The organism is Nocardia amamiensis NBRC 102102 (assembly GCF_001612745.1).
GTDB lineage: Bacteria > Actinomycetota > Actinomycetes > Mycobacteriales > Mycobacteriaceae > Nocardia > Nocardia amamiensis.
Map to the genome: position 1 here is coordinate 1 of NZ_BDBA01000132.1, position 15433 is coordinate 15433.

The following is a 15433-nucleotide window of genomic DNA, read 5'->3' on the forward strand; positions in this document are numbered from 1 at the left end:
CCCGCGACGCGGGCGCCGCGAGACAGACCGTTGGTGCGGTACTTCCTCATCTTTTCCTCATCAGGTTGATCCGCCCGCCCCAGGGTGTCGAGGCGGACTTGTCCCTCCAAGCCGACGCCCGGATGGTGGAATGTGAAGTCCACCAATCCGTCCGCCGACCATCGCGTCATCGAGCGATATCGGACGAAACAATGCTATTCGGTATCAACCAGACTTTTCCGGAAATTCGGGCAAGTGATCGCGGCGCGACGGCACCCCGGCTAGGATCGCGGAGCGCTACTGCGGCAAGGAAATTCATGGCGAAATGGACCCGCCGCCGACGCGACGGGCCCATTTCGTTGGTGGCTACGGGTTTCTACCCGCCTTACTCAGCCGAGGCTGAAGGGCTGGCCCCACAGCGTCACCCAGGTGATGACGTTGTCGGTCTCCACCTCGACGCTGACGAACGCCCGCGCCTGGGCGTAGCCGCCGCAGCCGTTCAGGCCGATGGTCTCATCGGCCCAGGTGACCGAACCGCTGGTGCCCTTGAACGCATTCCGGGTCTTGTGCGACTCGTTGCCGAAGTCGTCGGCCTGCTCCAGATCGAGCACGTAGAACGACTTCGCCTGACCCGGACCCAGCGACAGGTTGCCGCCACTGTTGGCGCCGACGCCACCGGTCACGGTGTCGCCGCTCCAGTCCACGTTGCCGTCGACGCCGCCGGTGGCACCGCCACCGGCGATGTTGACCTGGCAGCCAACGGTGTAACCCGGGAAGATCTTGCCGCCGGCGGTGCCGGACAACTCGACCTGCGCGCTACCGGACACCCACGCATTGCGGTGCAGCGGCGTCGAACCCATGGACGGGCTGATGGTGGCCGACTCCCCGACCAGACGGACCGTCACGACCGTGCCGTCGGAGAGAGTCTTGACGAGCTCGCCACCCGGCAGCGGGACGAAGGTGTCGGCGTTGGCCGCACCGGTGGAGAACAGGCCCATGGCGATGGTGGCAGCGGCGCCGACGCCGGCCATCCGTGCCAGGTTCTTACGGTTGAACATAGTTGGTATCCCTCGAGGGTTGAGTCCGCTTCAGCGGGAGGATGGTTCGTTGGATTCGACAGACGTCAGCCGATGCTGAACGGCATCCCGTAGAGGGTGGTCTTCGAGTAGTGATCGCCGATGATCTCGACAACCGTGTACGAACGCGCCTGCGCGTAACCCGCGCAGCCCTGGATCTGAATCTCGGCATCCTGGTACTCCACCGAGTACACACCCGGCTTCAGGATGTCCTTGTAATCGATCTGAACGAACTTCACCTCGCCCGGCCCGAGGTTGATACCGATCGAACCACCAGCACTCGCCCCACTGAGGTTCACGCTCCCGGACACACCCGCCGAAATCGCATCGTCAGCAATGCTGATCTGGCAACCCACGATGTAACCGGTGCTCAACTGCGAAGCACCATGGGTCGACGAGTTGTTGGTTCCCGGGTTTCCGGTAGGGCCGTTGTTCGGGCCGATCTCACCTTCCGGCGTCACAGCCACATCGGCAATCGCGTTGCCCGAAACCCAGACGACGCGCCCGGCGCCGTTGGCGGCCAACGACGGCGAAATCAGGGCCCGCTCTCCGTTCCGGGTGATCGTCACGCCAGGCCCCACCTTCTGGCCGTCCGGCAACGGCACGAAGGTGTCGGCATTGGCGGCACCGGTCGAAAGCAGGCCCACGGCAACGGCCGCGGCAGCGCCGATGCCCGCGACCCGGGCACCGCGGCGCATGGTGCGGTTCTCGCTCATACTTCCCCTCATCAGGTTCAAACAGTCAACCTCGACCATCGAGGCTGGACATGGTCCTCTCAGGCCCAACTCAGTGTGTCGCTCCGTTGTTGCCGGTGTGTAACCGGTTGTAATTTCGTCGCAACATACTGGCTGGCAACGGAACCGAGCCCAGTTCCGCCGAGCGGCATCGTGCGTTGCCGATACCCCGGGCCTTCGCGGTCCACATTGCATGGCTCGATGGGGACATTAAACGGTCGATAACCGCACTCGCAACGCAGTGGTTCGTAAAGTTCAAGGTGACGTAGGTCACAGTTGCGAACATTTGAATATGGCGTGACGTGCATAAATGCAGGTTCGCTACTGCGGAGGCAGTCCGACAATCTGCACAGCGGGGCCGCCGCCACATACGGGACAGAGCCGTAAAGATTTCGCTCGGATTACTTTCGGCCGGAAACGATCACGGCAGAATCACGAGCACGATGGTTCGAATACGTAGCTACTACGTAGATAACGGCCTCAGCCGTGGTGCGGGGGGACTTGAGCGCGTAGCCAGTCGTCGCCGGACCGGCCGTCGCCAGGGTCATCGCCGCGCTCGTCGCCGGTGGTCTCGGGCAGGGTGTCACCGAAGATCTTCGCAAGGCGCGCGGCATCCCTCGCCCGGCGCGCCGCCGGGCGAGGGTCGTCGGAGGGGGTATGCGCGGTGATTACTCGACCAATCCGGAGAGTTCGCCGATCACCCGACTGGCGAGCGGCCCGAGAGTCGCCATCCCGTCCCGGATCGCGGATCTGGTGCCGGGCAGGTTGACCACCAGGGTGCTGCCGGATACGCCGGCTACGCCGCGGGACAGGCCCGCGTCCAGCGACCCGGCCACCCGGCCGGAGGAACGCAGCGCTTCGCTGATTCCCGGCAATTCGCGGTCGAGCACCTGAGAGGTGGCCTCCGGCGTGACGTCACGCGGGGACATGCCCGTGCCACCGACGGAGATCACCAGATCGACGCCGCCGATCACCGCGGTGTTGAGCGCGTTGCGGATCTCGACCTCGTCGGCCTGTACCGACACCGACGCGTCGACGAGGAAACCCGCCTCGGTGAGCAGCTCGGTGACCAGCGGGCCGAGCGAGTCCACACCTCCATGCGCCGTTCGATCGTCGACGACCACCACCAGAGCACGCCCCGCCACAGGAGCATCGATTTCCATGCTGCTCACCGTAGCGCTTGCGTCGAGCAACTCGGCGGCCGCGCCGAGAACGCCGGTGTCGATGTCGGTCCGAAGGTGGGCTTCGCCTCGCATCACCGGCCGCCCTCCGCGGGCGCGCCCGAGAGGGTCACCTCGACGGTCTTGGGGTTGTTGCCTTGGTCATCGGTGTAGGTGACTTTCACCTTGTCTCCTGGTTGATGGGACCGGACCGCGGCGACGAGCGCGTTTCCGGAATCGATCGGGCGGTCGTCGAGCTTCGTCACCACCGCGCCCGGCGGAATCCCGGCCCGAGCGGCGGGACCGTCCGGCGTCACGTCACGCACCTTCGCGCCGGAAACCTGCTGTTCCGCGTCCTGCTGACGCGACACGGTGATCCCGATCTGGGCGTAGGTGGCCTTTCCGGTCTTGATGAGCTCGTCGGCGACCCGGCGAGCCTGATCCACCGGGATCGCGAAGCCGAGTCCGATCGAGCCGGTCTGGCCACCGATCTCGTCGGCTGGACCGAGTGTCGCGATGGCGGTGTTGATGCCGACGAGCCTGCCGTTGCCGTCCACCAGAGCACCACCCGAGTTGCCCGGGTTGATCGCGGCGTCGGTCTGGATCGCGTCGATCACCGGGCTGACCGCGGGACCCGGCTCGCCGTTGCCCGAGGTCACCACAGGCCGGTTCATCGCGGACACGATGCCCGTAGTGACCGTGCCCGCGAGTCCGAGCGGCGAGCCGATCGCGACGACCGGCTGGCCGACCTGCAGATTCGCCGACGTGCCCAGCTCGATCGGCGTGAGACCGCTGCGGCCGGACACCCTGATGACGGCCAGGTCGGAGACCGGGTCGGCGCCGACCAGCGTCGCGGACGCGCTGCTGCCATCGGCGAACATGACTTCCATCCGTGCGTTCGGCCCGCCGCCGGCGGCCACGTGATTGTTGGTCAGAATGAGCCCGTCGGAGGACAGGACCACCCCGGAACCCTCACCCTCGGCCCTGCTGCTGGCGACCTTGATCATGACCACGCTGGGCAGCACCTTCTGCGCGACCGCCTGAGTGGATCCGGCCGGGGCGGTGGAGGCGTTGTCGATGTTCGGCTTCGGCGCGTCCAAGGCGTTGGTGACCGGGGCGCGGCCGTCGTCGGTGCGAGTGACCAGCGCACCGACCGCGCCGCCGACGCCACCGCTGACCAAGGCGAGAGCGACTGCGCCCGCGACGAGGCCGGTGCGGATCGGACGCCGGGGCGGCGCACCGTAGACGCCGCCGTGCGGCGGGCCGTAGGGCGCGACGTACCCCCCGAACGGCTGAGTGGGATTGTGCGGCGGCGGATACTGCGCCGACGGATGCTGGGGTCCCGGCGCACCGTAACCGTGGGCATGGGCCTCACTCGGTCCGATGGCGCCGCCGTGCGGCGTACCCGCCGACCGCGGGTCGGACGCCGGGCCGTGGATCTGCTCGGTCGGCTCCCGGTCCGCACCGGCACCAGCCGACGCGGGTTCCGGTCGGTCCTTCGAATCCTCGGTCATGGACTCCTCGTTTCTGCTCACGTCGGCGCCGCGCTCGGCGCCCACGTACGCATGGCGCGCTGTGTCGATGGTTCGCTCGCACGCTCACTCACGTCGTCACCTCGCCTGCGCTCGGCGCCACCGTGCGCATGGCACTGGGTCGACGGTTCGCTCGCGAGCTCGCTCACGTGCCGACCAGGGTGGTCTCAGCGACTGAGAGCGGACTGAGACCGTGCTTTCAGTTTTCCGAGATGTGTCCGCCGCGGCCAGCGTTAGAACCATCGACAAGTTGCTGTCTCAAATTATGCGGCAAACCGATCGCGGCAATCTCCGAATTATCGGTGAATATTTCGCACAGAACTGATCATTGTGATGGAAATAGACGCCCAGCGGGCGGTATTTGCGTCAATCCGGCGCCGGCGCTCCCGGCTCACCCGGCAGCACGATGCGGACCACGGTGCCACCGCGTTCGGAGGAATCGACGGCGATGGTGCCGCCGTGTTTTGTCACCACTTGCTTCACGATCGCCAGGCCGAGGCCCGAACCCGGCATCGATCGGGACGAGGTGATCCGATAGAAGCGCTCGAATACCAGCTCGCGCTCGGGCCCGGGAATTCCCGGTCCCGCGTCGTCGATGGACAGTTCCAGCAGCCCCGGACCGCTCTCCCGCATGACGATGCGGACCTGTGCGCCGGCGGGGCTCCACTTGGCCGCGTTGTCGAGGACGTTGAGCACCGCGCGCTCCAGCCCCGCGTCGTGACCGTAGACGAACCACGGTCGCAGATCCGCGACGAACTCGATGCCGGTGCGGCGGCGCCGGGCGCGCTCGAGCGCGCGCTCCACCACTTCACCGAGATCCACGCGCTCGTAGACGGTTTCCGGTGCGTCTTCCCGCGCGAGATCGACCAAGTCGCCCACCAGCGTCGACAGTTCTTCGATCTGGGCAATGACGTCCGCGCGCAGCCCGGCCATGTCCTCATCCGGTATCCGGGGTGCGCCCGGGCGGCTCGACGCGATGAGCAACTCCATATTGGTCCGCAACGACGTCAGCGGCGTGCGCAATTCGTGTCCGGCGTCGGCGACCAGCCTGCGCTGCCGGTCGCGCGCCTCGGCCAAGGCGCGCAGCATCGTGTTGAAACTCTCGGTGAGCCTTGCCAGTTCGTCGTCGCCCGTCACCGGGATCGGCGTCAGATCGTCGGTGCGTGCGATGCGTTCGGTGGCCGCGGTGAGCCGCGCGATGGGCCGCAGCCCGGTCCGGCCCACCGCGGTGCCCGCCGCGGCGGCCAGCACCACGCCGCAACCGCCGACCACGAACAGCAGCCACGCGAGCCGATCCAGCACCTCCCTGGTCCGATCCAGCCGCTGCGAGATCACCAGCGTCGCACCGGAGTTGGTGTGCACGGCCAGAACGCGCTGATTACCGACGGTGCGCAGCGAGGAAGTCCGTTCACCCTCCGCGACGTCCATCTCCGCCGCTCCGACCGGCGGATCGGTCGACTGCGGTGGCGAATAGGGCTTGAGATCGGGGTAGATCAGCGCGATGCCGGTGTCGTCGTAGAAAGCGGACGCGATCATCAGATTCTGGATGTTGAATCCGTACGGATTGCTGGCGATCACGGCGGTGGCGCGGGTGCGCAGCTGCGCGTCCACGTCGTCGTACAACGCGCGTGCGACGAGGGCGTACGCCGCGATCGAGGTGACGGCCACCGCGATCGCCACCACGGAGGCGGCCAGCAGGGTCACTCGCCAGCGCAGTGAGACCGAGCGGGTCAGCGGCATCGGCGGCCGCATGTCCGCCGACTCGGGCGGTCGCTGGCCGAGCGCGGCGACGACGGGTCGCTTGGGAGGTGTCCGTGCCATGAATACGGCCTACGGGGGTGTTTCGCGTAGCACATAGCCGACGCCGCGCACGGTGTGGATCAACCGCGGCTCGCCCTCGGCCTCGGTCTTGCGGCGCAGATAACCGATGTACACCTCGAGCGCGTTTCCCGAGGTTGGGAAATCGTAGCCCCAGACCTCCTCGAGAATGCGACTTCGTGTCAGTACCCGGCGCGGGTTGGCCATCAACATTTCCAGCAGTGAGAACTCGGTGCGGGTGAGACTGATCGGGCGCACGCTGCGGGAGACCTCGCGCGTCACCGGGTCCAGCGACAGGTCGGCGAACTTCATCGCCTCCGATGCCTCACCCGGATCGGCGGCGGTGCGGCGCAGCAGTGCCCGCAGCCTGGCCAGCAGCTCCTCCAGCGCGAAGGGCTTCGGCAAATAGTCGTCCGCCCCGGCATCGAGCCCGGCAACCCGCTCGGACACCGAATCTCGCGCTGTGAGAACCAGAATCGGCAAATCATCGCCCGTGCTGCGCAACCGGCGGCAGACCTCGAGCCCGTCCAGCCGGGGCATCATCACGTCCAGCACGAGCGCATCGGGTCGCTGAGCGGTTGCCTTCTCCAGCGCGTCCACGCCATCCACCGCGAGATCGACGGAGTAGCCGTTGAAGGTGAGCGACCGGCGCAGCGATTCCCGGACAGCCCGATCGTCGTCGACTACCAGAATGCGCATGCCACCAGTTTGACCGCAGCGACTGAGAGGTAACTGAGAGGCCACCCCCGACACGCCGCCGCGAGTCCGAGCGAAGCTTTCGGCGCGTCACCCCGCCCCGACCTAGGATGACCAGGGCCTTCCACGACAGTGCCGAGAAGTTGACATGTCCCTGACGGATTCCGCCGCGAAACACGTTCTCTATAGCCATATTCGGAATTTGCGTACCGACTCCCCCGGATTGCCGATGACCACTCTGCACGGTATGTTCCGTGCGGTAAAAAGAAGACCTCCAGTTGGTTCTTTGCGGGTTGAATCAATACTGAACAGCCACGCGCAACCGAGGTCCTGGTGAAGCGGAGGCGACGGAAGCGGATGGAAGCTGCACCGCGGTCCTGGCAATTCAGCCTGTCGAACTGGTCGGTCACCCGCAAGGTTGGCGTGGTGCTGGTGCTTCCGGTGCTGCTGGCCACCGTTTTCGCCGTGCTCCGAATCAACAACGAACTGCGCACCATGACGCAGTTGGACGCGGCCACCGAACAAGCCATCATCATCCGCCCGATCGTCAAGTTCGGTACCGCCACCGAGCAGCTCGGCGTCACCGCGACGGCCACCTGGGGCAATACCGCCGACCCGCAGACCGACGCGGCGCTGACGAAGTTCGACCAGGCGCTGGCCGAGCTGGAATCGGCGCTGCAGACCACCAAGGCAGGCAGCCGGGTCACCTCCGAACTCGCCTCGGCCGTCGCTACCGGCACCACAATGCGCAACAGCCTGCGCAATGGCTCGCCCGCGATGGTCGGCGAGCAGTCCGACGAGATCATGGTGCGCATCGGCAACGCGCTCGCGCTGTCACCCTCCGTTGACGACCTGGTGATCCAGCGGTACTTCCTGCAGCTGGCTTCGGTGCAGACCGCGCGGCGCGTGCTCACCCAGCAGCGCATGCTGATCGGCTCACCGGACGCGGGCCGCAACCCGAGCGTGCGGCCGCGGGTGCTGGTCGCGGCGGGCGCCGAGGTCACCATGATCTACCAGTACGCGCAGATCCTGCCGGACTTCGCGGGCAACATGCGCCCGCTGCTGGACGCGGTGCAGACCCGCCTCGGCACGTTCAGCCAGAACGCCGCCGACCCGGCGACCAACTCCGCCGTGCTCGATTCGCTCCAGATCAGTTCGGACACCTACGAGAAGACCACCATGCAGCTGATCGACACGATCGACGGCGCACTGGCCCACCGCACCACCGAGGCGCAGACCAGTGCGCTCCGCGAGACGACGATCGTCATCGGCATGCTGCTCGCGGGCCTGGCGCTGGCGCTGTCGGTGGCGCGCACCCTGGTCGTCCCGGTACGCAGGCTGCGGCGCGACGCGCTCGAGGTGGCGCACATCAAGCTGCCCGACGAACTCGCCGTGGTGCGCGCGGGCGGCACCACACCGGAGATCACCCCGGTCGCCGTGCACAGCACCGACGAGATCGGCCAGCTGGCCCGCGCCGTCGACGAGATCCACGAGCAGGCGCTCAACCTGGCCGCCGACCAGGCCCGCCTGCGCCTGCAGATCGGCAACATGTTCGAAACCCTCTCCCGCCGCAGCCAATCGCTGGTCGAGCAGCAGCTGGCGCTGATCGAGGATCTGGAACACGACGAGGACGACACCGACCGGCTGCAGAGCCTGTTCCGCCTCGACCACCTGGCCACCCGCATGCGCCGCAACGGCGACAACCTGCTCGTGCTCGCGGGCACCGCGCTGCGCCGCGGCCAGCTGCACCCGGTGCACCTATCGGACATGCTCTGGAGCGCGGTCTCCCAGGTCGAGGACTACCAGCGGGTCGAGATCGGCGCGGTGCCCGACGGCATCGTCGCGGGCGAGCCCGCGGTCGACATCGAGCACCTGCTCGCCGAGCTGATCGACAACGCGCTGCGTTACTCCCCGCCGACCACCCCCGTCACGGTGATGGTGTCGCGTGCGGTTGACGGCGGCTACCTGATCGAAATCACCGACCGCGGCCTCGGCATGTCCCTGGAAGACCTGCAGACCACCAACGACCGGCTCGCTTCTGGTGGTGAGGTCACCGTCGAGACGGCACGCCGGATGGGTCTGTTCGTCGTCGGCCGACTGGCCAAACGCCACACCATCACGGTCAGCCTGCGCCGTACCTCGACGATGGCGCAGCAGCCCGGCATCACCGCCAGCGTGCACCTGCCCGGTGCTCTGGTCGCGCCGCCGATGGACGTCACCAACCCGGCTGGCCAACCGCTCGATCTCACCGCCGAACACCAGCTACAGACGCTCGCCGGGCCGCCCACCGGCGCGCAGCCCCGCAATCTCGTACCGGTGCCGAACCTGCCGCAGCGCGACGCCGCACGCCGCGGCGTGACGAGTTCCGGGCTGCCCCAGCGCCGTCCGGCCATCCGGGTCGCCGATGCTCCGGACCAGCCCGCGGTTTCCGCGCCGGTCGGCCGCGCGGTCAATCCGACGGATCAGCCGCCCACCCAACCCTGGCCGGTGCTCACTCCCCGTACGGAGACCGACCGCACCCCAACCGGTCCGTTCGGTCCGCCGACGTCCGCCGGGAGCGAGCAGTCCGGCGACGGCGAACAGCAGCCAGCGCCCATGGATCTGTGGACCGAGATCCAGGACGACGAGCCGGCCACCGGACCGAATCCGGCGGTGGCGCGGGAAAGCGTCACAGCCCAGACCACGGCACGGTCCGGTCTTCCGATCCGCAAGCCGCCCACCGCGCCCGCTGACCCACCGCAGGAGGTGGCACCCGAACCCGCGACGGTCACCTCATCCCGGCTGCAGCCGGTGGCAGGCGCCTCGCCCACCCCGATCTATCAACGCATGGTCTCGGAATGGCTGGTCGAGCCCTCGACCTCGCAATCGTCGGACAGCACGTGGTCTTCGCCTGGTGACGCGGGCTGGCTGGCCGCCGAGGATGCCAGCCATCCGACGACCACCGCGCGCACCGTCGGCGGACTGCCGATCCGCAGGCCGGGCGCCCAACTGGTGCCCGGCGGCCTGGCGCCGGCGGAAGACACCGGAGCGCGTGATCCGGAAGAAATTCGCAACAACTTGACCAGGCATCTCAGTGGGGTCCGCAGCGGGCGGGCCAATGCGCAGTACAACGACGGAGGGCTTGCATGACCAACGCGAACAACAGCACCACGGACGAGAATCTGAACTGGCTGGTCGCCCGCTTCACCCGAGATGTGCCCGGCGTGTCCCACGCGGTACTGGTGTCGGCGGACGGCCTGTTGCAGGCCACCAGTCCGAATCTGCCCAGCGACCGCGCCGAACAGCTCTCCGCCGTCACCGCCGGCCTGGCCAGCCTCTCCATGGGCGCGGCCTCCCTGTTCGACGGCGGCAAGGTGATGCAGTCCATTGTGGAGATGCAGCGCGGCTACCTGCTGGTGATGAGCGTCGGCAACGGCTCGCACCTGGCCGTGCTGGCGAACAAGTCGCACGACATCGGTCGAATCGGCTACGAGATGGCACTATTGGTCGATCGGGTGGGCTCGGTGGTCACCGCCACCGCCCGTACCGCTGTCTGAGTGTGAGATGTCCAACCCATTCGGCCCCGGACCACGACCGACCACCCGCGTCCGGCCGTACGCCCTGACCTCCGGGCGTACCGAACCGGCGATCGACCTGCCGCTCGAGGCGGTCATCGAAACCTTGTCGTACACTGCACATCTCGACTGGCCGACCGGAGACATCCGCACCGAGATACTGCGACTCGGCACGCATCGGCTGTCGGTCGCGGAGATCGCGGCGCATCTGGACCGGCCGCTCGGCATGGTTCGGGTGGTGATCGGCGACCTCGTCGTCGACGGCACCATGCGTGTGCATTCGACCCTGACCGAAGAGGCGAGCTATGACGAGCGACGTTCGTTGATGGAGAGGACATTGCGTGGACTCCGCGCCCTATAGGAATCTGGGGCCCAGTGGAAATCCCGGGCCAAGTGGGAATATCGGACCGGGGAACCCCCCTGGACCGGAAGGCTTCGAGAACCGGGTCGCCTCGACGAAGATCGTCGTCGCCGGCGGCTTCGGCGCGGGCAAGACCACGTTCGTCGGTGCGGTGTCGGAGATCGTTCCGCTGCGCACCGAGGCGATGGTGACCCGTTACTCCGACGGCATCGACGATCTCGCCGAGACGCCGGAGAAGGAAACAACCACGGTCGCCATGGATTTCGGCCGGATCATCCTGCCGGGCAACCTGGTGCTCTATCTGTTCGGCACACCGGGCCAGCGGCGGTTCTGGTTCATGTGGGACGACCTGATCCGCGGCGCGATCGGCGCGGTGGTGCTGATCGACACCAGGCGGCTGGAGGACAGCTTCGCCGCGGTCGACTTCTTCGAGGCGCGCAAGCTGCCGTTCCTGATCGCGGTGAACCGCTTCCCGGACGCACCGCGCTTCCCGATCGCGGAGCTGCGCGAGGCGCTTTCGGTTCGCGAGGGCGTGCCGATCGTGGACATCGACGCGCGTAACGCGGTCGAGGTGCGCCAGGCGCTGGCCGCGGTCACCGAGTACGCGATCGCCCAGCTGAAGGCGAGCGAACTGGAAGGAACCGCCCGGCATGCGTGAGGTGGCGACGCTGGCTGCGGGGAACGGCACCGGGGCATCTGTCGATCAGTTCGCGCTCGGCTACTGGCTGGTGGCGCTGACCTTGGGTATCTCGGTGCTCGGCGCGGTAGTCGGCCTCGCCTGCCTGGTGCACAGCACGCGCTCGGTCCAGTTCCGGCTCGTGTGGCTGGTTTCGGCGGCCGTCTCGCTCGGTGGCGTCGGGGTGTGGCTGGCCACGTCGGTGGCCATGCTCGGCCTGCGCGTGCCGGGGAGCGCGATCCGTTATGACTCGGGCCGCTTGATCGCGGCTCTGGCGGTGTCGATCGTGACGGTCCTGGCCGCGCTGCTGACCATCGGCCGTAAACCGCGTCTGACGCTGCTGCTGCCCGGCGGGCTGGTTCTCGGCCTCGGCATCGCTCTCACGCACTACCTGGGCATCGGCTCGATCGCGATCCAGGGTTCGGTCGAGGTGACCATCTGGCTGGCCGCCGTCTCCGCCGCGATCGGGGTGATCACCACCACCGCTTCGCTCTGGTCGTTCCAGGCGGTGCGTTTCCCGCTGGCCCGCGCCGCGACAGTGCTGCTGTTCGGCGTCGGGGTGGTCGCGACGTACTACACGGCGCTGGCCGCACTGCATTTCGATGTGGACCGGTCGGCGAAGTTGCCCGAGGGCGTGGAGTTGTTCGACTTCGTGTTCCCGATGTTCGTCATCGGCCTGCTGGCGCTGACGATCCCGATCTCCGCGGTGCTGATCGCTCCGGACCGCCGTGAATTCGCGACCCCGCCGAAGCCGCGCCGACCGAAGCTGGAGCCCGCCAGCTGACCCGAAGCCGCCCGGAACGGCGAATCGCACTGCAGTAGGTCTGTTTCCGGCGGCGCGGTCGGCCCGCCTCCCCGATTCGCACCGAGCGTGTGGGCGGGATTCGGTGATGCCCCGGAAACACCCGCCCGGCCCACTTACAGTGGGAGCTATGCGTTTCGGTCTTGGCTCTGCCTCCGGACGTCCACGATGCGCCGTGGAGTTCGGCTGCGCGGTGCGCGAGGCCTGCTCAGCGAGCTGCTCACCCCCGCCGTAGCGTCGGACACGCCGTGCGTCGGACACGCCGCCCGGTAACGGTCGGCGGCACTGCGATGTGAAGCCGGGAGCCGATCTCGGCCAGTGGATTTCTTTGAACGGGAGGATCCGGACGTGACGCCGGAACAAGAGGCAGTGCTGCGCGACATTCAGCTTCAGCTGCGCGGGCCCGGCCTGTCCGGCTGGCCGCAGCTGGGCACCGACGCGGACGGCGCGCATCGCACGCTGGTGGGCGGGTTGGCCGCCGCGCTGGCGCGCATCGGTGAATTGGAGCACCAGTCCGCCGAATTGCGAACGCAAATAGTCGAATTGCGGACCGAGATCAGCGAACTCGAGGCGACGACAGCCGAGCTGACCGAGCAGGTACAGCGGTTGGATGGCCCGCACTTGCCATGGCCGCTCTCGCTGATCGAAGGGCCCGCCGCGCTGGTCGGTGAGCAGCTGGCGCGGTTGGAGGCGCTCTGGGCGGACTTGGCCGGGTTGCGGGGCAACGACGGTGGCGATCCGCCCGAGACCGACGGCAAGACCGGATCCGCGAAGCTGACCTCGAAAAACTGAGCGGCCCACGGCCGTAACCGCCGGTACGCGCAGATCGTCAGCGGGAGAAGGGAATCGGGAGTCACCGGATTCGGCGAGATGCCGTTCAGAGTGGCGATGAGCGGGTTCTCCTGGAAACCAGGAGAACCCGCCCTCGTGCACGAGGGTACCGCTGCGCGGGCTCGCGCGCATCATTTTCGGCAGACTTTTTCGCCGCCAAAAACCAACCCTCAGTACGTATTTCACAGAGCGGCTAATTGGCCGCAATCGTAGTGGACGCAATAGTGCGACGTGATGCACGTCATACCAGTAGCTATATAATAGCCAGCAGCATGAGTGGGTCCGCTACCAGGTCACGTGACCACTGACTTTCGGACAACCGACCAGCAGAGACGCCTTCACCTGCCCTGACAGCAAATGTTGAGCAGTAGGAGCCGTCACCCGCCGGTTCCGCACCGAGGTTCGTCGCCGCGAGGACTACAGCCGATCGAGATCGATCAGGCCGCGCCGCACGGCCGAGACCAGTCTGCGCGGCACCTGATGCACGACGCCCCCGACGGTGACCGGCACCAGATCGACGGGTGCCGCCTTCCAGTTCGCCCTGCGGCTGCGGGTGTTCGATCGCGACATCTTCCGCTTCGGCACCGCCATGTCAGGCCTCCCCTCGGACGCGCTTGCCGTACTTGCGCTCGAACTTCTCCACCCGCCCCTGGGTGTCCAGCACGCGGTGCGCGCCGGTCCAGAACGGGTGCGAATCGGCTGTCACGTCCACTGTCAGCAGCGGATACGTATTGCCGTCTGTCCATTCCACGGTGCGCGCGCTGGTCGCCGTGGAACGAGTGAGGAACCGCTTGCCCGTGCTCACGTCCTCGAAGACCACCGGGTGGTAGTCGGGATGGATTCCCTTCTTCATTTCGCCTCTCCTCTCGGGCTCTTCCTGTCTTCGACTGTTCGGGCGGCAGTGTCACCGTCCGCGCAGGGATCGGCGTGCCACTCCCCGAATGGGTCCTCCCACTGCGCCACCAGCTCGGGTGCGCGTTCGACCAGCCGTAGTTCCTCGTCCTCCACCAGCGCCCAGTGCAGCGCCTCGCGGATCTCCGCCGGATCGGCGTCGTGCACCAGGATCACCAGTGAGATGTCCCGGTCCCCGAAGCGCTCGTCCCACCGCAGCGCGGCCATCGCGCGGCGCTCGGGATCCACCTCGGCCAGCTCGCCGGGGGACATCGCGGCCAGCCAGCGCCCCGCGCCGCCTACCCGCAGGCCGCCGCCCGCTGATTCCAGCCAGACGACCTCATCGGGCTGGGTCGCCAGCCACAGGCGGCCACGCGCGGTTACCACGCCGTCGAACAGCACGTCGAGCGCCTCGTGCAAGCGGGCGGGATGGAATGGTCGTCCTGCGGCGAACTCCATCAGCACGACGCCGTAGTCACTGGTCAAGGGTGGGGTGCCGCGCAGTAGCGGCGCGTGCGCGTCGAAGATCCGGCCGCGCCGTGAGTCGGCGGGAATGCGCGCGAGCAGCGCTTCGACCCGGGCGGGCGCGAGTCCGCGCGGCTCGTCGACCCAGTCGACCGGCGCGCCGGGGACCAGCCGCGCCAGCACCGCGGCGAGTTTTCCTCGATCGGCCCGCACGTCGTCGAGCAGCGCTCCCTGGACTTCGACAGCACCGAGCGCGATCACTGCGTCGGTGAAGTCGACCTGGCCGACCGCGACCTGCGCCACCGTGCGGTCGTCGTCGGCGCGGGCGAGGCCGCGCTCGGCGAGCGTGTCGTCCCCGGTTGCGTCGGCGAGCCACGCACCGGCGTCCAGACAGGTGAGCACCGCGTCCACCCGCACGTCGCGCCCGGCGGGACCGTCGACGCGACCGTGCACGCCGGTGACCACGGCGTACTCTATGGCCTGGCACACCGCTTCGGCCTCGAAAGCGGGATCGAGCGCGAGCACGATCCGGTCGACCGAATCTCGCCGGGCAAGGGCGCACAGCAGCGGGAGCAGGTCCATCCGCAGCGTGCAGGAGACGCAGCCGTGCGCGAGTTCGAGCACGGCCGAGTTCTCCCCCGTCGCGGTGCGCACCGTGCGGTGCACGATGCCTTCGCGCAACTGGGCAAGGTCGTGGCGGACGACGACCGTACCCGGCGCCGCACCCAGCGCCGCGGCCGCGCGATCCACGCCCGCCGCGGCGAGTCCGGCGAAACCCGCGAGCACCACCACGGGCGTCCTCCGGTCGGACTCGGGGGTGGAGTATGCGGCAGCCACCAGGAACCCCTTTCGGTAATG

Annotated in this window: 15 protein-coding genes; 6 read left to right on the forward strand and 9 right to left on the reverse strand. The window is 67.8% G+C overall.

Features of this window, described 5'->3' with window-relative positions:
- Positions 1-368: 368 nt before the first annotated feature.
- From NA4_RS23785 to NA4_RS23810, 6 genes are all read right to left on the reverse strand, one after another.
- Positions 369-1037, reverse strand: coding sequence for an MspA family porin (locus NA4_RS23785; protein ID WP_067474103.1), 669 nt, complete (start codon positions 1035-1037; stop codon positions 369-371).
- A gap of 65 nt (positions 1038-1102) precedes the next feature.
- Positions 1103-1771, reverse strand: coding sequence for an MspA family porin (locus NA4_RS23790; RefSeq protein ID WP_067474106.1), 669 nt, complete (start codon positions 1769-1771; stop codon positions 1103-1105).
- A 686-nt stretch (positions 1772-2457) separates the two neighbouring features.
- On the reverse strand, positions 2458-3045 hold the full coding sequence (locus NA4_RS23795) for a MogA/MoaB family molybdenum cofactor biosynthesis protein (protein ID WP_218022366.1): 588 nt from the start codon (positions 3043-3045) through the stop codon (positions 2458-2460).
- A complete protein-coding gene (locus NA4_RS23800) occupies positions 3045-4463 on the reverse strand; it encodes a S1C family serine protease (protein ID WP_084497390.1) in 1419 nt (472 codons plus the stop codon). Before NA4_RS23800 ends, NA4_RS23795 begins: the two co-directional genes overlap by 1 nt.
- Positions 4464-4847: 384 nt before the next feature.
- A complete protein-coding gene (locus tag NA4_RS23805; protein WP_067474109.1) occupies positions 4848-6302 on the reverse strand; it encodes a sensor histidine kinase in 1455 nt (484 codons plus the stop codon).
- Positions 6303-6311: 9 nt separating this feature from the next.
- Entirely contained in the window at positions 6312-6998 is a 687-nt protein-coding gene (locus tag NA4_RS23810; RefSeq protein WP_067474111.1) for a response regulator transcription factor, read from the reverse strand.
- Positions 6999-7352: 354 nt separating this feature from the next.
- On the opposite strand from NA4_RS23810, the gene NA4_RS23815 reads away from it, so the two are divergent.
- The 6 genes from NA4_RS23815 to NA4_RS23840 all read left to right on the forward strand — a co-directional run bounded on the left by NA4_RS23815 (position 7353) and on the right by NA4_RS23840 (position 13180).
- The gene (locus NA4_RS23815; protein WP_067474113.1) at positions 7353-10124 is read left to right on the forward strand and encodes a sensor histidine kinase; all 2772 of its coding nucleotides are present in this window, start codon (positions 7353-7355) and stop codon (positions 10122-10124) included.
- On the forward strand, positions 10121-10531 hold the full coding sequence (locus NA4_RS23820) for a roadblock/LC7 domain-containing protein (protein ID WP_067474116.1): 411 nt from the start codon (positions 10121-10123) through the stop codon (positions 10529-10531). Before NA4_RS23815 ends, NA4_RS23820 begins: the two co-directional genes overlap by 4 nt.
- A 7-nt stretch (positions 10532-10538) precedes the next feature.
- Positions 10539-10910 carry a DUF742 domain-containing protein gene (locus NA4_RS23825; RefSeq protein WP_067474118.1) on the forward strand — a complete coding sequence of 124 codons (372 nt, stop codon included), beginning with the start codon at positions 10539-10541 and terminating at the stop codon, positions 10908-10910.
- 40 nt (positions 10911-10950) lie between these two features.
- Complete coding sequence (locus NA4_RS23830; protein ID WP_067474199.1) at positions 10951-11568, forward strand: GTP-binding protein; 618 nt, start codon at positions 10951-10953, stop codon at positions 11566-11568.
- Complete coding sequence (locus NA4_RS23835) at positions 11561-12370, forward strand: MHYT domain-containing protein (RefSeq protein WP_067474121.1); 810 nt, start codon at positions 11561-11563, stop codon at positions 12368-12370. The genes NA4_RS23830 and NA4_RS23835 overlap by 8 nt, the downstream gene beginning before the upstream one ends.
- A 366-nt stretch (positions 12371-12736) precedes the next feature.
- A complete protein-coding gene (locus NA4_RS23840; RefSeq protein WP_157129260.1) occupies positions 12737-13180 on the forward strand; it encodes a hypothetical protein in 444 nt (147 codons plus the stop codon).
- Positions 13181-13636: 456 nt separating this feature from the next.
- Here the strand turns inward: NA4_RS23840 and rpmF are convergent, their stop codons facing one another.
- The 3 genes from rpmF to mrf are packed head-to-tail and all read right to left on the reverse strand — an operon-like array spanning position 13637 to position 15412.
- Complete coding sequence (gene rpmF / locus NA4_RS23845; RefSeq protein WP_067474127.1) at positions 13637-13810, reverse strand: 50S ribosomal protein L32; 174 nt, start codon at positions 13808-13810, stop codon at positions 13637-13639.
- A gap of 1 nt (position 13811) precedes the next feature.
- Positions 13812-14072, reverse strand: coding sequence for a type B 50S ribosomal protein L31 (locus NA4_RS23850; protein WP_067474130.1), 261 nt, complete (start codon positions 14070-14072; stop codon positions 13812-13814).
- Positions 14069-15412, reverse strand: a complete 1344-nt coding sequence (gene mrf, locus NA4_RS23855) for a ribosome hibernation factor-recruiting GTPase MRF (protein ID WP_067474133.1) — start codon at positions 15410-15412, stop codon at positions 14069-14071. The genes NA4_RS23850 and mrf overlap by 4 nt, the downstream gene beginning before the upstream one ends.
- Positions 15413-15433: the final 21 nt, after the last annotated feature.